The 18,885-nt window shown below is 42.2% G+C and carries 18 protein-coding genes, 1 pseudogene and 1 other annotated feature; of the genes and pseudogenes, 5 read left to right on the top strand and 14 right to left on the bottom strand.

Annotated features, from left to right (window positions below; translation table 11 throughout):
- The 11 genes and pseudogenes from CST_RS08960 to CST_RS13545 all read right to left on the bottom strand — a co-directional run.
- Window positions 1–222 (bottom strand): annotated as a pseudogene (locus CST_RS08960) (AAA family ATPase); the annotation flags it as partial.
- A gap of 571 nt (window positions 223–793) precedes the next feature.
- A complete protein-coding gene (locus CST_RS08965; RefSeq protein ID WP_015359573.1) occupies window positions 794–2,899 on the bottom strand; it encodes a glutamine synthetase III family protein in 2,106 nt (701 codons plus the stop codon).
- 658 nt (window positions 2,900–3,557) lie between these two features.
- A complete protein-coding gene (gatB, locus tag CST_RS08970) occupies window positions 3,558–4,973 on the bottom strand; it encodes an Asp-tRNA(Asn)/Glu-tRNA(Gln) amidotransferase subunit GatB (RefSeq protein WP_015359574.1) in 1,416 nt (471 codons plus the stop codon).
- Entirely contained in the window at window positions 4,970–6,430 is a 1,461-nt protein-coding gene (gene gatA / locus CST_RS08975; protein ID WP_015359575.1) for an Asp-tRNA(Asn)/Glu-tRNA(Gln) amidotransferase subunit GatA, read from the bottom strand. The genes gatB and gatA overlap by 4 nt, the downstream gene beginning before the upstream one ends.
- Window positions 6,427–6,720: an Asp-tRNA(Asn)/Glu-tRNA(Gln) amidotransferase subunit GatC gene (gatC, locus tag CST_RS08980; protein WP_015359576.1), complete on the bottom strand. Its 294-nt coding sequence runs from the start codon at window positions 6,718–6,720 to the stop codon at window positions 6,427–6,429. Before gatC ends, gatA begins: the two co-directional genes overlap by 4 nt.
- A 62-nt stretch (window positions 6,721–6,782) precedes the next feature.
- On the bottom strand, window positions 6,783–8,528 hold the full coding sequence (gene aspS / locus CST_RS08985) for an aspartate--tRNA ligase (protein ID WP_015359577.1): 1,746 nt from the start codon (window positions 8,526–8,528) through the stop codon (window positions 6,783–6,785).
- Window positions 8,529–8,616: 88 nt separating this feature from the next.
- Window positions 8,617–8,866: a binding site (T-box leader), on the bottom strand.
- 571 nt (window positions 8,867–9,437) lie between these two features.
- Window positions 9,438–9,941: an SF0329 family protein gene (locus tag CST_RS08990; RefSeq protein ID WP_015359579.1), complete on the bottom strand. Its 504-nt coding sequence runs from the start codon at window positions 9,939–9,941 to the stop codon at window positions 9,438–9,440.
- Window positions 9,942–10,235: 294 nt separating this feature from the next.
- Window positions 10,236–10,448 (bottom strand): hypothetical protein, encoded by a 213-nt coding sequence (locus CST_RS08995; protein ID WP_015359581.1) that lies wholly within the window; start codon window positions 10,446–10,448, stop codon window positions 10,236–10,238.
- A 624-nt stretch (window positions 10,449–11,072) separates the two neighbouring features.
- Window positions 11,073–11,516, bottom strand: a complete 444-nt coding sequence (locus CST_RS09005) for a flavin reductase (protein WP_015359583.1) — start codon at window positions 11,514–11,516, stop codon at window positions 11,073–11,075.
- A 145-nt stretch (window positions 11,517–11,661) separates the two neighbouring features.
- Window positions 11,662–12,072: a MarR family transcriptional regulator gene (locus CST_RS09010; protein ID WP_015485067.1), complete on the bottom strand. Its 411-nt coding sequence runs from the start codon at window positions 12,070–12,072 to the stop codon at window positions 11,662–11,664.
- 271 nt (window positions 12,073–12,343) lie between these two features.
- On the bottom strand, window positions 12,344–12,640 hold the full coding sequence (locus tag CST_RS13545; protein WP_169316001.1) for a hypothetical protein: 297 nt from the start codon (window positions 12,638–12,640) through the stop codon (window positions 12,344–12,346).
- Window positions 12,641–12,759: 119 nt separating this feature from the next.
- On the opposite strand from CST_RS13545, the gene CST_RS13835 reads away from it, so the two are divergent.
- The 3 genes from CST_RS13835 to CST_RS09025 all read left to right on the top strand — a co-directional run bounded on the left by CST_RS13835 (window position 12,760) and on the right by CST_RS09025 (window position 13,843).
- Window positions 12,760–12,966 (top strand): BlaI/MecI/CopY family transcriptional regulator, encoded by a 207-nt coding sequence (locus CST_RS13835; protein ID WP_250637179.1) that lies wholly within the window; start codon window positions 12,760–12,762, stop codon window positions 12,964–12,966.
- Window positions 12,967–12,997: 31 nt separating this feature from the next.
- A complete protein-coding gene (locus CST_RS13840) occupies window positions 12,998–13,111 on the top strand; it encodes a hypothetical protein (RefSeq protein WP_275450127.1) in 114 nt (37 codons plus the stop codon).
- 159 nt (window positions 13,112–13,270) lie between these two features.
- Window positions 13,271–13,843: a hypothetical protein gene (locus tag CST_RS09025; protein ID WP_237266324.1), complete on the top strand. Its 573-nt coding sequence runs from the start codon at window positions 13,271–13,273 to the stop codon at window positions 13,841–13,843.
- A 68-nt stretch (window positions 13,844–13,911) separates the two neighbouring features.
- Here the strand turns inward: CST_RS09025 and CST_RS13755 are convergent, their stop codons facing one another.
- Window positions 13,912–14,499 (bottom strand): hypothetical protein, encoded by a 588-nt coding sequence (locus CST_RS13755; RefSeq protein WP_015359588.1) that lies wholly within the window; start codon window positions 14,497–14,499, stop codon window positions 13,912–13,914.
- Between the two features lie 267 nt (window positions 14,500–14,766).
- On the opposite strand from CST_RS13755, the gene CST_RS09035 reads away from it, so the two are divergent.
- Window positions 14,767–16,722, top strand: coding sequence for a carbohydrate-binding protein (locus tag CST_RS09035; RefSeq protein ID WP_015359589.1), 1,956 nt, complete (start codon window positions 14,767–14,769; stop codon window positions 16,720–16,722).
- 547 nt (window positions 16,723–17,269) lie between these two features.
- Here the strand turns inward: CST_RS09035 and CST_RS13935 are convergent.
- A complete protein-coding gene (locus CST_RS13935; protein ID WP_015359590.1) occupies window positions 17,270–17,395 on the bottom strand; it encodes an N-acetyltransferase in 126 nt (41 codons plus the stop codon).
- Between the two features lie 13 nt (window positions 17,396–17,408).
- Window positions 17,409–17,657 carry a hypothetical protein gene (locus CST_RS09040; RefSeq protein WP_015359591.1) on the bottom strand — a complete coding sequence of 83 codons (249 nt, stop codon included), beginning with the start codon at window positions 17,655–17,657 and terminating at the stop codon, window positions 17,409–17,411.
- Window positions 17,658–18,014: 357 nt separating this feature from the next.
- Here CST_RS09040 and CST_RS09045 point away from each other — a divergent pair, with 357 nt between their 5' ends.
- Window positions 18,015–18,749: a DUF3788 domain-containing protein gene (locus CST_RS09045; RefSeq protein WP_015359592.1), complete on the top strand. Its 735-nt coding sequence runs from the start codon at window positions 18,015–18,017 to the stop codon at window positions 18,747–18,749.
- Window positions 18,750–18,885: the final 136 nt, after the last annotated feature.

Consider the following 18,885-nt stretch of genomic DNA (forward strand, 5'->3'; position numbering starts at 1 on the left):
CCGCCATATGGATTCCAGCTCAATATCCTCGCCCTCATCCCGAAGGGTATCCAAAACGGTTTTCTGGGCCAATCCGCCAAGAAGCAGCCGGGTAGAGTCTGCCTTTGGATCACATCCAACCACCATAACCTTCTTGCCCATTTCACCAAGGCCTGCGGTAAGGTTTTGGGTAATAATAGACTTACCAATACCACCTTTGCCATAAATTGCCACCTGTCTCATAAACTAATCCTCCTTTTACCGTAATATCAACATTGAATTTTTGAGCTCAGAATGAATGCATTGCTTCGCTTCGGGGATGAACTTAAGGAGCAGCCTTTTTGCCTAAGCGAGATATTCCGCGAAAAACCGTATAACTGAAAAGGCGCCTTCAAGCTGTGCTTGAAAGGCGCCTTTGCCGGATCATCCTCTGAAATCTCCAATATTGGATGAATTTGGGTTCTGTTTACATTATACCGGGTGACAAGTATGATTACTATGCATGCACTTGTATAAGATTTACAATAGAAATAACAAATTTTTATACAGAATCAACAAATATCCCGGCTGTATGAACAGCCAGACAGACTTTGTTAATTTCAAAGCTGTTCTTGCGCAGATCTTTATGCGCCGGACAGGTTTTTCCGTCAATACCGAAAAATCCTTAAACGGAGCATTCCATAAGGATGTTGAGCATGTGCAAAAACTGGCAGATAGCCACGTCCGGTTACCTGCCAGTTTTACATACGATATTTTTTTTCAATTAACCCGATTCTTCGCCAACACATAAAATTGGGCTTCAAACAAGTGCTTATCAGATGACTCCAAAAAGGAGATCGCCGTATGTGGGTATTGGCCACAGGCTTGCATCCACGATGGTTTCAAGCCTGTCTGCAACAGCACGCAGTTCATTCATCTGCGGAATAATTACATCCTTGTATGCGCGGGCATGACTCAGCGAATCCCCTTCACTTGCATCAGCCTCTTTAATCTTCTGATCCAGCTTGTCGATGGCGGCTTTCAGGCCGGATGTAAGCGTTACGAGCTCATCCAGCTCTTCCTTGACACAGGAGTAATCCGCATCTGCAGCCCTGAGGGATGCTACGGTGTCCGCAACCTTTCTGACATAGGAAAGTGTCGCCGGGAGGATCTGCCTGCTTGCCATTTCAATCATGGTCAGGGCTTCTATGCGGATTGTCTTGATGTAGTTTTCAAGGCATATCTCATAGCGGGAATATATTTCGGCGCGGTTCAAAACGCCATGCTTTTCAAGTACCCTAATGTTCTTTTCGGCTATAAGTGCCGGAATGGCATCAACAGTGGTCCTCAGATTGGGCAGTCCCCTTCTCTCGGCTTCAGCAACCCACTCCTCGGAATAGTTATTGCCATTGAAAATAATACGCTTATGCTTACTTATGATCTCCTTAACCACAGCATTCACTTCGGCCCTGAAATCCCCGGCATTTTCAAGGCGATCGGCAATCTGGCTGAGGGCTTCGGCTACAATGGTATTTATTATGAAGTTCGGCGTAGCTATGGACTGTGACGAACCCACCGACCTGAACTCGAACTTATTGCCTGTAAACGCAAAGGGAGAAGTTCTGTTTCTGTCGGTGTTATCCTTGGGAAGAACGGGAAGTGTTGAAACACCGATTTCCAGGGTTCTGCTGGTTCCGTTGTTTTTGACGACACCTGTCTCTATCTGCTCTATTACACTGGTCAGCTCATCACCGAGGAAGATGGACATGATTGCCGGAGGTGCCTCGTTTGCCCCAAGCCTGTGGTCATTTCCAGCTGTGGCAACCGAGAAGCGCAACAGATCCGCATATTCATCGACAGCCTTGATGACAGCTACGAGGAATATAAGGAACTGTGCGTTGTCCAGCGGTGTGGTACCGGGATCAAGGAGGTTCCTTCCATCATCGGTTGAAATGGACCAATTGTTGTGTTTGCCTGATCCATTGACGCCTGCAAACGGCTTCTCATGCAGAAGACACGCAAGTCCGTGCCTGTCGGCCACTTTTTTCATGATTTCCATGGTCAGCTGATTATGATCGGTTGCTATATTGGTGGTGGCAAACATAGGTGCCAGCTCATGCTGTGCAGGAGCAACCTCGTTATGCTTTGTTTTAGCAGAAACCCCGAGCTTCCAGAGCTCTTCATCCAAATCATGCATGAATCTGGATACTTTTTCTTTCAGTATTCCGAAATAGTGATCCTCAAGCTCCTGTCCCTTTGGTGGCTTGGCACCAAACAGGGTTCTTCCGGTGTAAATCAAATCCTTGCGTTTCATGAAAAGCTCCTTGTCCACAAGGAAGTATTCCTGCTCGGGTCCCAAAGTCGTTACAACCCGCTTGGTGGTGGTATCGCCGAAGAGTCTAAGGATACGGATCGCCTGCTTGGAAAGCGCCTCCATAGAACGCAGTAGCGGAGTTTTCAGGTCAAGTGCTTCCCCGTTATAAGAGCAGAAGGCTGTAGGAATATAAAGCGTTTTATCCTTCACAAAGGCAGGCGATGTACAATCCCATGCAGTGTAGCCCCTGGCCTCGAATGTCGCACGAAGACCGCCGGAAGGGAAAGATGAAGCATCAGGCTCACCCTTTATTAATTCCTTGCCCGAGAATTCCATAATGGCTTTGCCGTCCCCTGTCGGTGTCAGGAAGGAGTCATGCTTTTCGGCTGTAACACCTGTCAGTGGCTGGAACCAGTGGGTAAAATGGGTTGCCCCTATTTCAACCGCCCAATCTTTCATAACACAGGCTACGACCTCAGCTACTTCCGGATCAAGCGGAAGGCCTTCTTTGATTGTTTTCTTCAGCTTCTTATAAATAGGTTTTGGCAGGCGCTCCTGCATTACCGTGTCACTAAACACAGCTGAGCCGAATATACCCGAACAAACCCCATCAATACATCTTTCCATGACCCATTCTCCTTTCAGAATATTTTTTGATCTATCCCGTAAAATTTTTAATAACTGCTGGCCAATCGCTGGCTATAACCGGATAAAAATACAAAAAAGGCGCTTCACATCGTCGGTGAAACGCCTTTGTTTCCGATAAAACACTCTTTAATTGTTTCATGCATGATTACCGTAATCCTTATACGGATTCCATAAAGTAAACATCAGCCTTCTGATTATGTTACCAAAACAACTTTTGCTGCATTAATACCAGTTAACAGTAATTGCAGGAAGCTGCAATTCAAATTTCATATTTTACTGTACCGCATAAAACAACGCTAAATTACTCACCCCTGCTTATGCATATCTGATATATTTCTGTCATGCAGTAAAACTTCTATCTGTCATTAAATCCTGCTTCCGGATTAATCGAATAATTTAAGTTTATTTTAGCAGATTAATCAACATTTTGCAAGATATAGAACTAAAAATTTCATTTATAGCTGATATAACCAAATTCAATAACATCATTGTTTCATATTTCCCGTCCCGTGGATTCTGTTATTTTTTATCCAATAAACGCATTTATCCCGTTGTTTTCCGCTATAATCCCTAAAGTTGGCTCTGCTTATCATGCTCACACTCCTTCATTGACGCTGCGTCTGCCATATCCTGCATTTTATTGACCGATCAGTTTACGCAACATGACTTCAGCCTTGCGAATATCCGCCTTCCCGCCGGTTTTCTTCATAATGTAGCCGAACATCGCGTTAATTGCTTTGTCCTTACCGCTTCTGACATCGGCTGCCGCCTTTGGATTGGCATCCATGGCTTCCCTGCACAACTTTTCAAGTTCCTCATCGGAGATACCCACAAGATCTTCAGGTTTAATAAACTCCTCCACCGGTTTGCCGGTCTCCAGCATCTTCTGCAGGGTCGCCTGGGCGACACCGATATTAATTTTCCTCTCATCGGCAAGTTTAACCAGCGCAGCATACTGTGCCGGTGAAATGAGGACGTCGAATAATTCCTTTTCCTCCTCGGTGCCCATTGTGGCAAAAATAGTGCCTACAATCAGGTTGGCCGCATTTTTCACACTTGCACCTTCTGCCAGTGCTCCTTCGAAAAACTCAGCTACCTTTCTGTACCTGGAAATCTGTTTTGCTGTAGCCTCAGGAAGCCCCAGAACATTCACATAACGCTTGAGCTTTTCAAAAGGCAGTTCGGGCAGAGACTTCCTTATTTCTTCGATTTTCTCCTCATCAATGCTGAATCTCAAAATATCAGGATCAGGGAAGTAACGGTAATCTTCGGAGTTTTCCTTATCACGCATAGGGGTAACGGTATTGGTTGCTTCATCGTAGCGCATGGTCTGCTGTACAACTGTTCCGCCCGCATCGAGAATATCAGCCTGCCTCTCGGCTTCGGCCATGACGGCCTTTTGAATGAAACTCAGTGAGTTGATATTCTTGATTTCAGTCCTCACGCCCAAACTTGAATCACCGGGCTTTCGCAGCGAAAGATTAACATCGCAGCGCATTGATCCTTCCTGCATCTTGCAGTCCGATATTCCGATATAGCGCATAATAAGCTGCAGCTTTTCGGCATATTCCTTTGCCTCTTCAGCGGAAGAAATATCCGGCTCGGAAACAATCTCAATCAGCGGAACACCGCTGCGGTTATAGTCAATAAAGGTATACCCTTTCTCGTGGATTAGCTTTCCGGCATCCTCCTCGATATGAATCCGGGCAATACCGATACGCTTGCCGCTGTCCAGCTCAATATAACCCTTTTCACATAGCGGTTCATCATATTGTGAAATCTGGTAGGCTTTTGGCAAATCAGGATATACATAATTTTTTCGGTCCATATGGGACTTGGTATTGATTTTACAATTCAGTGCCAGGCCGGCTTTTATGGCATATTCCACCACTTTTTGGTTGAGTACGGGAAGGGCTCCGGGCTGACCGGTACAAACAGGGCAGCAATGGGTGTTGGGCTCGCCCCCGAATTCAGTGGTGCAGCCGCAGAAAATCTTGGTTCTGGTCGCCAGTTCAATATGGGTTTCAATCCCGCAGACAATCTCATAATTCATATCCTGACACCTCCTTCATAAGCACCAATGATCTGTCCTGCATTTTGCTCATAAAAATGGGCCACTTGAAGAACCGTTACCTCACCAAACCGCCTGCCGATAATCTGCATACCGATGGGAAGCCCATTGGCGTCCTCACCGCATGGAACCGAAATGGCCGGAACACCTGCAATATTTACAGGCACGGTGCATATATCCGCCAGGTACATTTCTACGGGGCTTTTTCTTTTGCAATTCAGCGGAAATGCGGTACTGGGCGCCGTAGGAGCAACCAGTACGTCACATTTTTCAAAAACGGCATCAAATTCCCGGTTTATCTCTTCACGAATCAGGCAGGCTTTCTTGTAATAGGCGTCGTAATAACCGCTGGACAGTACATAAGTTCCCAGCATAATACGGCGTTTAACCTCGTCACCAAAACCTTCGCTCCTGGTTTTGACGATCATGTCATCAATACTGGAATATGAGGCTGTGCGATAGCCATATCGGATACCGTCATATCTCCCGAGGTTTGAGGATGCTTCAGCACAGGCGATAATGTAATATACCGGAAGCGCAAGCTTCATGGCCGGAATCCTGATGTTTTCTATCACGGCACCATTCCTTTCAAACAGCTTTATGGCTTCCTCAACCTTTGATTTGATCTCCGGATTGATACCGTCAAAGAATTCCTCGGCCACACCAATGCGTATACCCTTTATATCCCGATCAAGGCATTCAGCCATGGAGGAACCATAATCATAATCCACACTGGTCTGATCGCGTCTATCAACGCCCTTAATGGCATCGAAAACAATGGCAGCGTCCTTCACGCTGTTTGTCAGGGGGCCAATCTGGTCCAGGGAGCTGCCGTAAGCAATAAGCCCATAGCGGGATACCGCGCCATAGGTGGGCTTAAGCCCCACCACGCCGCAGAAGGAAGCCGGCTGGCGTATTGAACCGCCGGTATCCGAGCCAAGGCTGTATACCGCCAGATTTGCACAGATGGCCGCGGCCGAACCGCCCGAAGAACCGCCTGTAACATAATTTGTATTCCTGGGATTAAGCGGCGCACCATAGCAACTGGTTTCCGAAGTGCTTCCCATGCCGAATTCGTCCATGTTGGTCTTGCCCAGAAGAACCGCACCCTGTTTTTTCAGCCTCTCCCAGACGGTAGCATCATAGTAAGGTTTAAAGCCCTCCAGGATTTTAGAGCAGCAAGTGGTAGGAATCCCGTCGGTGCAGATATTGTCTTTCAGGGCCATGGGAATGCCGCAGAGCAGCGGCGCATCGTCCTCCTTAAGCATCTGGTCGGCCTGCTCGGCAGCTTCCAGTGCAGTATCAAAGGTCAGATGCACATAGGCATTGAGGGTTGGATTCAGTTTTTCAATGGCATCAATGTATGCCTTTGTAAGCTCTACCGCAGAAATTTCGCGTTTACGAAGCTTTACTGCAAGTTCAGTTATTCCCATTCTCATTTTTTGCTCCTTTCCACCCTGAAAAATCCGTTATGCCCTTCAACATTGGAAAGGATTTTCTCACTGGGCAGGGACGGTTCTACTTCATCGGGGCGCAGGTCATCAAATGAGACAATCCTGGCACCCACGCTTCTTATCTGCTCAGTTCCGCCTTCAATATACTGGTTTATTGTATTTGCAAAAGCTATAATCTCATCAAACTCAGCGGTAAACCGTTCAAGCTCTTCATCCGAAAAGCTCAGTTTCGCAAGTTTCGCAAGTTTCTCTATTTCGTTTTTTGAAATTGCCATAATCCTCACTCCATTTCTTACAGCAACCGACTTTCAAGCTCATCCGGATGATTTAAACACGCTTAATTCCTGATTTTTATATGCACTTCACGCAGCTGCTGTTCGGTTACTTCGCCGGGTGCGCCGCACAACAGATCCTGTGCGTTGCTGTTCATGGGGAACGCCATGACCTCGCGGATGTTTTCCTCATTCCTGAGGAGCATGATCATCCGTTCAATTCCCGGCGCCATACCGGCATGGGGCGGCGCTCCGTACTGGAATGCATTATAGAGCGCTCCGAACTTCTTTTTCAGAATCTCCTCATCGTAACCAGCAATCTCAAAGGCCTTTACCATGATATCCAGGTCATGGTTACGGACTGCGCCTGAAGAGAGCTCAACACCGTTGCAGACGATATCATACTGGTAAGCCAGAATATCCAGAGGATCCTTGGTAATAAGCGCCTCCAGCCCACCCTGCGGCATGGAGAAGGGGTTATGGGTAAATTTTATTTTTCCGGTTTCTTCATCTATTTCATACATCGGAAAATCATTGACATAGCAAAAGCGGTAAGCCTTCTTCTCACAGAGGTCAAGGCGCTTGCCCAGCTCATCGCGGATTAGCCCCGCGTATTTGCAGGCAAGTTTTTCCCTGTCAGCAATAAAGAATATTACATCGCCCGGAATAAGGCCGGCAATCTGCGCCAGCTCCCCTTTTATTTCTTCGGGGATGTATTTGTCAATGGGACCTTTATAGGTCATGTCCTCCTGGACCTCAAGGTAGCCAAGCCCGCCCATGCCGATGGACAGTGCATAATCCAGCAATTTTTCATGGAAACCCTTGGACATCTCGGCATGAACCTTGATGGCCCTGACCGTCTTATTCCGGAAGGGTTTAAATGCGCATTTCTGGAAAAAATCAGTCACATCAATGATACGCAGAGGATTGCGCAGGTCCGGTTTATCCGTACCAAACTCCAGCATGGCCTGCTTGTAGCTGAACACTGGGAACGGTGCCTCGGTGATTTCATAACCTTCAGGAGCGAACTTCTTAAATGTCGCAGTCAGTATCTCCTCACCCACGCGGAAAACATCCTCCTGGGTGGCAAAGCTCATTTCAAAATCAAGCTGATAGAACTCGCCCGGAGAGCGGTCAGCCCGCGCATCCTCGTCACGGAAACAGGGGGCGATCTGGAAATATCTGTCAAATCCTGAGACCATTAATAACTGCTTATATATCTGGGGTGCCTGTGGCAGTGCATAGAATTTCCCTTTATGTTTTCTTGACGGAACGATATAATCCCTTGCTCCTTCGGGAGAGGATGCCGACAGAATCGGCGTCTGGATTTCAACAAAGCCCATCTCGGTCATCTTCTGCCTCAAAAAGTTGATAACCTGGGCACGGAACAGAATATTTTCCTTTACCTTCCGGTTTCTTAAATCAAGATAACGGTATTTTAAGCGCACTTCCTCACGTATTTCTTTCGACGCGGAAATTTCAAACGGCAGCTCCTTATAAACCCTGCCCAAAACCGTGACCTTTTGTGCCACGAGCTCAATCGTACCGGTGGGAATCTTGGGATTGTACGTTTCTTCATCCCGTTTTTCCACCACACCTTCAATTGATAAGCATTCCTCTTTTCTGATACCTTTTGGAAGTTCCATGTTTCTGAATACAACCTGCATGACGCCGTACATGTCCCTGAGGTCAATAAAAGATACGCCGCCGTGGTCCCGGATGTTCTCCACCCAGCCGGCAATTTTAATGACGGAGCCTATATCTTCTTCGGTGATTTGATTCATTGTCCTTGTACGATAAATCTCTGACATAAGAAGCTCCCTCCCCATCTTTTATCTGATTTTCCGCTTCGGGAGAACAGCCCATAAATATGAAAAAGCTGCTCGCCCGAAATAGAAATTTCAGGGCGAACAGCACTATCATTGTCCGCGGTACCACCTGAATTACTGTACCCCTTTGTACAGTCACTCCTTAGTGTTTGCCGTTGTAACGTACGGCTTACGTCGCACCTACTCGTCATATACAAATATGACTTTCAGATTGAAGCTGGTGAAGTGTTATTCGCATGAATTCACTTTACGGGGTTCTCACCATTCCCCGCTCACTGTAAACGATAATTCATGCTACTTCTCTTCGTCATCGCTTTTCCGTTTATTTTATTTTGGCGAATATTTTAATATATATCAACTTGTCCTGTCAAGGGGAATTTTATCTGTAAATGCAACCATAAATTGCATTAATTGTTTCTAACCGGAAGCCCCCAAGAATTAGCCCGCGTTCATCCGGCGGGCTTTGTCCTGGACATAACTTTTAAATGCATTATTAAAGCCTTCCTTGAAACACCGGGAATTTTTCCTTCAATCCCAGAGATTTTATTATACAAACGACACCAGCTCATGGATTAATTCCCAGTTAAATAACTACTCACAAATATTATTTAAATTTTCTTTTTTTGCTGTAACGAATCACTCCTGAAACAGATATATTTTGGGGAAGTGATTTCGTTGATAAACAAGTAAACAGTGGCAATGTTTAAAACTCTGAAATGTTAATACTGGATTTTTATTATCTATGCTCAGACATAATTGAAAAATAACAAAACTTTTGCAGAGAGGGGATTTAAGGCAGTGGATAATCTTTATTTTTTGTTTTCCGGTATATCGCATAGAAAACCGGCATACGGAATTTGTAAACACGCATGATTATCACGGATGATCGTATTAGCGGCACAAGCTAATCCCCAGCCTCAGCTCGTAAAATTGTCTGACCCACGAGGGATAAGATTTATATTCCTCTGATTCGCTAATTGCTTCCAATGTCCGTTTCCCTACTCGCTTATCCATAATAGCGAATACACGAATTAGGTAATTTTCACTTTCAAGCGCTTCCTCAATGGAAAGTTGCAGAAAATCTGTTGCTGCCTTGAGAAAATCATAATCAGAAAGAGTTGCTTCCTGATTCCATTTTCTCTTAAGTTCCGGCGCATTATAATCCCATTCACCGGTTTCTTTCCAGCGATTATAAACATCATGTTCCTGCTTGTACGCTGCCGTCCAGGAAAATATAACCAATTCCTTTCCATCAAGCCGGATTGATGCACGCCCATAAGAATTATGGACTTTGTGATATCGTGTCAGAAAATAAGTAATTCTATATTTCAGCGGCTCGCAAAGAAGCTCTGTCAGTTGCTTTTTCAAACCCGACCATGACTTATAGTGCTTCATATTAACCCCCGTATATCAGCTTCCTTAATTTTTAACTTCCTCAAGCAGTAACTTCCTTTATAATTTGATATGGCAGTATTTCCATGGTATATCCCAAGTTTATAGGCAAATCAATCCTGTTGCTTTTCTCTTCTGCTTTCCGTTTAAAATTTTTCCGCAGAAAAAAATCATATTATGTTTTGAATGCCACTCCGAATGCCCAGATTTGAAAACATCAATTCCACTTTGTAAACTATTGTGCAAAATTCAAAATAACTTTTGTGATATTAACTGAAAAAGTGATATTGGAATTAATTACTCTTCCAACATATTCTTGCATACTGAAGTGATCTCTGATATTCCACTCCTTTTCCAAAGAAAAAGAACATCATCTCCCGTCTTCGGTCTTACAGAATACTTTTCAAAGTCTTTGCTCAGCCTTGCGGGAATTGATAATTCCCAGAACTTCACATAATAAACATCCCCGTCCACGGCCTCTATGACTCCAAGCCTCTTATCCAAAAGCATCAAAAAACCTTCTTTGATTTTTACTTTCCGATATTTCGGAAACTCTGCCTCAAGCCGCTTTAATTCCTCATTATTATTTTCACATTCTTCAAATACAGGACCAACTTATAAAATTTTGATCCTTTCCGCAGGTATCCTCCTAAATTACTTATTATCTTAAAACGGGCGCAGAACTTATTCCCAGTAATAATATTACACTACGCCCAACGCTTTTTAAAAGTAAAGTTTAACTAAAAAAAAAGTCCCCATCAGAGTGCTGGTCACCATTCGAACATAATCTTATCGGTGCCGGATTAGGAGATACTGTAAAAATACCATAACCTTTCCGGATGATTATTATCTTAATCGTGTTCAGCACAGGAGTTCTTAAGATTGGCAAATGAAAAAATCAATGCCAAAATTAGTCTTAAAAGCTTCAGGCTGCCTGGTAATTTTCAATCCGGTAATCTGTTTATCTGCTTTGCATTCGGCGTATTAATAACGCTGTCAATAAGCAGTGGCCTTTCTGTTTCTGCCAGTAAGAAAAATCCTACCTCGTTGTCTTCAATCGTCCAGGCAGTATCGTTTATTTGAATAATGCCAGCTATCTCATGAGATAAGGGTGCTTATCACACTTTAGGCTGTCTATCGCTTTTTACTGAATAAGTCTTTCCAATCTCCGGTTTTGCCCAAAGCTGTATAATTTAGTGTATAATATTGTCCCTCTCCGATCCACATTACAGGCGCAGCCATACGTAACCGTTCCTCTGCACTTATTGCATTATCTTTAAGCTCTTCTTCAACTAATGTATTGCGGATTTTACACAGAAAAACCTCGCTTACATTCAGCAGTACGGAACGCTTAACTTCAAGCTCAAATACCCACGGACTGCTCTTTAATACCGGAACATTCAATACCGCACCACGTTCGACTTCAATTGGAATATTCATTTTTTCCTTCTTATATCCTTCTGTATTACCTAAATAGTCTGCAAGATGAAGCATGGATTCGCTGACAAGGTTAGCAGAAAACACTTTGTTTGCCCGGATAAGATCTTTCGTTAATTTTTCACCACCGATACAAGCCATAACACCAATTCGCCGTCCCAACAATAACTGAACCAGCAGAACAAGCCAAAATTCGGTGTCCCGTCCTCCTTATATGTACCATACAGAAACAATGTTTGCGGACATAATTTATTTTCCGGACCAACAGATATTTTTCCCATTATTTTTATACTCCTTCCTTTTCAAGATTTTTGATGATTCGTCTGAGTTGGTTCTCAAAACTGATGATTTCATCTTCCGTGAAACCATCATAAAATATTTTGTTCATTTTATCCGATATCAAGTCATATTTTTCACGGTATTGTTTTGCTTTTTCCGTCACCGATATAAATATCTGCCTGCGGTTTTTTTTGTCGGGTATTCTTTCTATCAACCCCCCCGCTTCCATGCGGTCGAGCATACTGGTAAGTGTCGTTTTAGCCAATGAAGTTAACCTACTGATCTCTGTTATTGTTAACTGTCCATGCTCCCACAGGACATAAAGTATGCGGCCCTGCGCACCATTAAAAATGTCGACGCCACTTTCTTTCAACAGTTTTTCAAACACTCGTCTGCTAAGATGCTGAATTCTGGACAAAAGAAAGCCTCCATAAGTCTTCGTTACAATTACCCCCTGAAAAGAAATGTTCTATATAGAAAAATACTATATAGAACTTTAATTGTCAATATTATAATTCATGTAAGAACCACAGAGTAAGGAAATTATAACCACCGTCAGAACGGTATGGTATAAATGTCTCCAATTTTCATCAAACCGACTAAAGAATTAAGGATAAAAAAAGTCCCCGTTTAACGACAAATATATCGATAACGGGGAGCTTTATCTTTTTAGTCAGCTTAAATGAATATCAAACCAGATCTTTGTATTTATATTTTTTAAGAATTCTTCCAAAAACGAGACATATCGTCATACCTAATAATCCAAGTATAAATATCATCATACCTGCCCCGGAGCCCTTCCCTGTACCAAACATGATAGCCGGTATGCTTTCCTTAGAAATACTCTCCATGAATGGTTCGCAGATGACATCCACCATCCAGCCACCAAAATATCCAAGTGGTATCGTGAGATACTGAATAGATCCTGCTTTTACATTATGAATTTCTGAATTTCGACGGTGGAGAGTCTTTTCATTTCCACGCAATATCTACGCATTTGCAATCGCGATCGTTCTGTACATTCAAGTACCTCTTTGACTTCCCATGTCTACTCTGTTAGACTAAAATTAGATGTATAATATAGTAGACTAGATGATATATTATCATGGCTGTACCCGAAGTATTTGAAAGTGAATACCGCTTTTGCCTGATACTCTGGAAAAATGAGCCCACTTCCCGTACAAAGCTCGCCAAGCTCTGCAACGAAGAACTGGGCTGGAGCAGAACGACGACCTACACTGTCATCAAGCAGCTGAGCGACCGGGGGTGTTGTCAAAAACGAAGGCTCCATCGTTTCTTCCCTCGTCAGTAAGGAGGAGATACAGCTTGCGGAAATGGACGAAATGATTAAAAAGAACTTTGAGAATTTACTTCCCGCCTTTATCGCTGCCTTTGCGAAACGCCAGGATTTATCGGATGCCGAGATCGAAGAAATTCGGCGTATTATCAAAAAGTAAGGATGATTTGCCCTTTTTGTCTTAGGCTTTTTCCGTCCGGTCATCTATCTGCCCTACAGGCTGAACAGTGCTGATCTTGCTTATGTTATCGTCCATGAGCAGGCACATATCAAACGACTTGACCACTGGTGGAAGCCGCTGGTCTTCGGTGAGGTGGGTGTGAAAGAAAGGATGAAACATGTGATGAATTATAAGAAGCCGGCATTTTGGGTTATCATTGCCTCTGTAGTTACCTGCATCGTGGTTGCTGTATGCTTTTTGACAAATCCAAAAGATTCTGATTCCAAAAGAATAGATCCTTTTGGAAAATACTATAAAGTAAGAGATATCATTTATGAGTCAGGCGCATATGCCTTCAGTTATACAACAGAAACTACACCAAAGTATTACGTCACAAATGAAAAAGAGTTATTGGTATTAGAGGACAAGAGTTCCACCAGCTGGCTGAATGCAGGCACATTTGAAGAAGTTGGGTTAACAAAAGACAATTTTGATCGATACTTTAGGGGAGTTCGCGGCTCTGCCAGCAGTTTGCGCAGCAATAATCAAAAAGCCTGGCGTTTGTTGGTGAATGACTCGCCAGACACGGTATTCTACTATTTGCTTTTGCAGAAAAACGGAGACGTATATCTTACTTACGGTTATTATGACGCTTCAGAAAAGGACGATCCCGCCTCTGATGATACAAGCATCCGGTGGGTGTTTAGCCTGATTGAAGATGAATTAAATTAAATCAACTGCAACAAAATGGTTTGACAGTCTTCACGGTGACGAAATGATATAGGACGGCGTACGTGAAATCAATCTTGATGCATTTCCGGACGTAACCTTCCGTTGGCACGCCGAGAAGCTCGAAGCAGTAACTGACAAAGAAATAGTTCCGCTTTACACAGGTATGCCGATCTGGAACGTCTATTTCTAACATTCCGAATTAGCTGAGCATAAAACTCTTTCGTTCCTTCATATTCTTGAGTGATGCCTCCAATGTGTTTCGCTATTGCACCTAATGCCTTTTTCGCCGCCAAAAACAGGTCATTTGCTGTTAAGTATTCACTACCACTTTCGATAACCAAAATGACATTACCTACATAGCTTGGTGAAGTCAGAAATTCTCGCTTTGATTTTAACAGAGGATAATATTTCTTCAGAACATTAAACTTCAGCAATTCATAGCAATCCATTGCTCCGAAATGAATGTTTAAGGGTAAATCTTTAAGCTTAATTTGTTTGGTATACCTTGCTTTATGTTCAATCACGTTCTCGTCATTAAACAACCCATATAAGCTGCTCCCTGACCGGAAAGTTGAACATTGATTCTTGCATTCCGAATCTGCTCCCAATAAAACATTTCTGAATTTCGAGACGGCAAAAAATGATGCCGCTTCCATTTCAACAGTAACACAGCCTTCTGCAATCCTTTTCGTCAGCTTCCTTTAAATTTTAAGTTTGTCCTATTGACAAAACTAAAAACTGTAATTACTATAAAAATATAACTAATAAATAACATTTTTAACATCATTATGGGGTACTGGTAAAGACGTGATAGTTATTAATAAATTTAACAAATAATAACACACTGCTATCTTCGACCGTAAATTTACTATGTCTCTAATGTAATATGACATAAATAATATAAGTAAAGGAGGTAAAAGTTTATGAAGCGTAAGGTTAAGAAGATGGCAGCTATGGCAACGAGTATAATTATGGCTATCATGATCATCCTACATAGTATACCAGTACTCGCCGGGCGAATAATTTACGACAATGAGACAGGCACACATGGAGGCTACGACTATGAGCTCTGGAAAGACTACGGAAATACGATTATGGAACTTAACGACGGTGGTACTTTTAGTTGTCAATGGAGTAATATCGGTAATGCACTATTTAGAAAAGGGAGAAAATTTAATTCCGACAAAACCTATCAAGAATTAGGAGATATAGTAGTTGAATATGGCTGTGATTACAATCCAAACGGAAATTCCTATTTGTGTGTTTACGGTTGGACAAGAAATCCACTGGTTGAATATTACATTGTAGAAAGCTGGGGCAGCTGGCGTCCACCTGGAGCAACACCCAAAGGAACCATCACAGTGGATGGCGGTACTTATGAAATATATGAAACTACCCGGGTAAATCAGCCTTCCATCGATGGAACTGCGACATTCCAACAATATTGGAGTGTTCGTACATCCAAGAGAACAAGCGGAACAATATCTGTCACTGAACATTTTAAACAGTGGGAAAGAATGGGCATGCGAATGGGTAAGATGTATGAAGTTGCTCTTACCGTTGAAGGTTATCAGAGCAGTGGGTACGCTAATGTATACAAGAATGAAATCAGAATAGGTGCAAATCCAACTCCTGCCCCATCTCAAAGCCCAATTAGAAGAGATGCATTTTCAATAATCGAAGCGGAAGAATATAACAGCACAAATTCCTCCACTTTACAAGTGATTGGAACGCCAAATAATGGCAGAGGAATTGGTTATATTGAAAATGGTAATACCGTAACTTACAGCAATATAGATTTTGGTAGTGGTGCAACAGGGTTCTCTGCAACTGTTGCAACGGAGGTTAATACCTCAATTCAAATCCGTTCTGACAGTCCTACCGGAACTCTACTTGGTACCTTATATGTAAGTTCTACCGGCAGCTGGAATACATATCAAACCGTATCTACAAACATCAGCAAAATTACCGGCGTTCATGATATTGTATTGGTATTCTCAGGTCCAGTCAATGTGGACAACTTCATATTTAGCAGAAGTTCACCAGTGCCTGCACCTGGTGATAACACAAGAGACGCATATTCTATCATTCAGGCCGAGGATTATGACAGCAGTTATGGCCCCAACCTTCAAATCTTTAGCTTACCAGGCGGTGGCAGCGCCATTGGCTATATTGAAAATGGTTATTCCACTACCTATAATAACGTTAATTTCGCCAACGGCTTAAGTTCTATAACAGCAAGAGTTGCCACTCAGATCTCAACTTCCATTCAGGTGAGAGCAGGAGGAGCAACCGGTACTTTACTTGGTACAATATATGTTCCTTCGACAAATAGTTGGGATTCTTATCAGAATGTAACTGCCAACCTTAGCAATATTACAGGTGTGCATGATATTACCCTTGTCTTTTCAGGACCAGTGAATGTGGACTACTTCGTATTTACACCAGCAAATGTAAATTCAGGGCCTACCTCCCCTGTCGGAGGTACAAGAAGTGCATTTTCCAATATTCAAGCCGAAGATTATGACAGCAGTTATGGTCCCAACCTTCAAATCTTTAGCTTACCAGGTGGTGGCAGCGCCATTGGCTATATTGAAAATGGTTATTCCACTACCTATAAAAATATTGATTTTGGTGACGGCGCAACGTCCGTAACAGCAAGAGTAGCTACCCAGAATGCTACTACCATTCAGGTAAGATTGGGAAGTCCATCGGGTACATTACTTGGAACAATTTACGTGGGGTCCACAGGAAGCTTTGATACTTATAGGGATGTATCCGCTACCATTAGTAATACTGCGGGTGTAAAAGATATTGTTCTTGTATTCTCAGGTCCTGTTAATGTTGACTGGTTTGTATTCTCAAAATCAGGAACTTAAGGGTATAGACCCTAATGTGGAGTACAAAATCTGGTATGGCATATATTAAAAAAAGACTTGGAATTGTACCAGTGCGACATATAATGGCTTTGTAAAATATTCTGATTAAAACGGAATGATTAAGGATAGGAAAAGAAAGTATTCTTTTCCTGTCTTTTTTATGTAACCTTAAAAATTACAGCCAATTATTCAATAAAATAATTTCTGTAAATCAGTTATTCTTGAACCAATATTAAAAGAATTTCCCCAAGGTCTTTAATGTCTGGCCGGATTACATTATCTTCTCCTGTCATTTTAAAAAACAGTTAAATCAAGCTTTTGTCGCAATAGAATGAATTATTATTTGGGATTCCAAACCAAAGACATATCATTAAGCAGTTGTAAAATAATTGGAAACAATCGCGACAATAACTAAGGCCACAAAAGCCCAAGGCACATGAACTAACGGCATAAAAAAAGGCGAGTGTTGATAATAGTGTTGGCCAAAGAATTATTTTCCGGTAATCGGTGATTTTTATCTTGCACCCTCTCCCTTCTTTAAATTATATCAACAAAACTTAAATCCTAATGAAGTCCAAAATTTTTTTGCAATCTTGTTTTCTTGCAGTATTCCAATTCTAACTTTTTTACACCCCTGCCGTTTTAGCTTTTCTTCAAACAAATTATATGCCATTTTACCATACCCTTTAGAGTGGTATTCCCCATGAAATCATGAGCAGACCTATCCATGGACAATTGTCATAGGGATTATTTTTAAGAAAGTCAATAATTCCTATATACTTATTCTCCAGAAATATAAGATAGCTTTCAGTATTCAGGTTAAGAAACTCATTTTTCACCTCTTCTATTGTTCTTGAAGGAACACCGTTTTCATTTGAGTTAATAATTTCCAGTACAATATCTAATAAATCTTCTGTAATAGGCTGAAATATCATCAAGAACCACCCTTTAAAGCGCCTCTAAAAAAACACTTCTTCAGCTCCACTTTGTGTTACCGCCGGGATATAATTGACTCATAGCGCCGGTAAAAATTGACCCACGCCACATCAATGGTCTGTCACAAAAATACAAAATCCAAAAAGCTTTTATGATCACATTGACTTTTATATATTTAAATGTTATTATTTTCCTGTAATAGATATTGATTGTAGTGCATGGGCTTTTCAAGTAGAAGACATCAAAACTGTATGGTTTCCATTAAGTATAGTCATTATATGGCGCTAACAAGGACAGATCAGTACCTGATTTATGTTGCAGCAATGGCGATAGCATAAATTCATGAGGCGAGAATAATGAAAGAGTTCGACAAAGTAAGATTAGAAACTGTAAAATTCATGCGTGGCAAATATCGGCTTGACGAGATTTCAGGAATGAATTATGGTATCCCATGTGTAAGATTTCGGCAAGGAAAGAAAACCGTTGTGGCAATATTTCTGTACGATGACCATTACGATTTTCAAATTGTTCTCGGTAAGGCAGAAAGAGAAAAGTTTGAAGCAATAAGGCATGAGTTTCCGCTTGAGATACAACAGCTTTACGACCGTGCACATACCTTCCACGATGGTAAATGGCTCTTTATTAGCGTTTACGATTTAAAAACTCTGGAAGCTGTGAAGAAGCTGATACTTATTAAGAAAAAGCCGAATCGCAAGCCGTTTTCAAAAGAAAACGCCGTTTATGGCAAATGTGGGCATCGATGTGATTTATGCGTGCATTACACTGGTATAACCGAAGAATTTAGAGAAATGCTAATCCCGCATCTTAATGCGGTATATGGTAAATCCGCTTGGGATATGCGTTGCACTGGCTGTGATACAACCAATTGCCACTGCTATCAGGATGGACATGGGTTATGTGAGCCGTTAAAATGTTTACATACAAAACAGCTTAATTCTTGCTTTGATTGTGTAGATTATCCCTGTGCACAAGCAACCGTTGGATACAGACAATTGGAGCACAAAAATATTTCTGCCGATGATGTTACATGGGCGATTTTACCTTATGTTCCATATCAGTATGAAAAGTAATACCAAATTAATTAATTTGATATATTTCTACATAATCACAGCTTATTATCATTTGTACAAGGTTTGATTCCAATAATCAAAATTATTCACACTTACACTCCCAATGGTATGCTTCTACGTTATATCTCTCCCAATC

The organism is Thermoclostridium stercorarium subsp. stercorarium DSM 8532 (assembly GCF_000331995.1).
Taxonomy (GTDB): domain Bacteria; phylum Bacillota; class Clostridia; order DSM-8532; family DSM-8532; genus Thermoclostridium; species Thermoclostridium stercorarium.

Bases quoted from the DNA above. Each gene is read 5' to 3' on its own strand.
- CST_RS09005 (WP_015359583.1), bottom strand. From the start codon at position 11,516: ATGGCTTGTATCGGTGGTGAAAAATTAACGAAAGATCTTATCCGGGCA.
- CST_RS13755 (WP_015359588.1), bottom strand. From the start codon at position 14,499: ATGGAAGCGGCATCATTTTTTGCCGTCTCGAAATTCAGAAATGTTTTA.
- CST_RS13935 (WP_015359590.1), bottom strand. From the start codon at position 17,395: ATGGCATATAATTTGTTTGAAGAAAAGCTAAAACGGCAGGGGTGTAAA.
- CST_RS08990 (WP_015359579.1), bottom strand. From the start codon at position 9,941: ATGAAGCACTATAAGTCATGGTCGGGTTTGAAAAAGCAACTGACAGAG.
- CST_RS09040 (WP_015359591.1), bottom strand. From the start codon at position 17,657: ATGATATTTCAGCCTATTACAGAAGATTTATTAGATATTGTACTGGAA.
- gatA (WP_015359575.1), bottom strand. From the start codon at position 6,430: ATGAGAATGGGAATAACTGAACTTGCAGTAAAGCTTCGTAAACGCGAA.
- CST_RS08995 (WP_015359581.1), bottom strand. From the start codon at position 10,448: ATGCTTTTGGATAAGAGGCTTGGAGTCATAGAGGCCGTGGACGGGGAT.
- gatC (WP_015359576.1), bottom strand. From the start codon at position 6,720: ATGGCAATTTCAAAAAACGAAATAGAGAAACTTGCGAAACTTGCGAAA.
- CST_RS13840 (WP_275450127.1), top strand. From the start codon at position 12,998: ATGATTAAAAAGAACTTTGAGAATTTACTTCCCGCCTTTATCGCTGCC.
- CST_RS09045 (WP_015359592.1), top strand. From the start codon at position 18,015: ATGAAAGAGTTCGACAAAGTAAGATTAGAAACTGTAAAATTCATGCGT.
- CST_RS09035 (WP_015359589.1), top strand. From the start codon at position 14,767: ATGAAGCGTAAGGTTAAGAAGATGGCAGCTATGGCAACGAGTATAATT.
- aspS (WP_015359577.1), bottom strand. From the start codon at position 8,528: ATGTCAGAGATTTATCGTACAAGGACAATGAATCAAATCACCGAAGAA.
- CST_RS08965 (WP_015359573.1), bottom strand. From the start codon at position 2,899: ATGGAAAGATGTATTGATGGGGTTTGTTCGGGTATATTCGGCTCAGCT.
- CST_RS13835 (WP_250637179.1), top strand. From the start codon at position 12,760: ATGGCTGTACCCGAAGTATTTGAAAGTGAATACCGCTTTTGCCTGATA.
- gatB (WP_015359574.1), bottom strand. From the start codon at position 4,973: ATGAATTATGAGATTGTCTGCGGGATTGAAACCCATATTGAACTGGCG.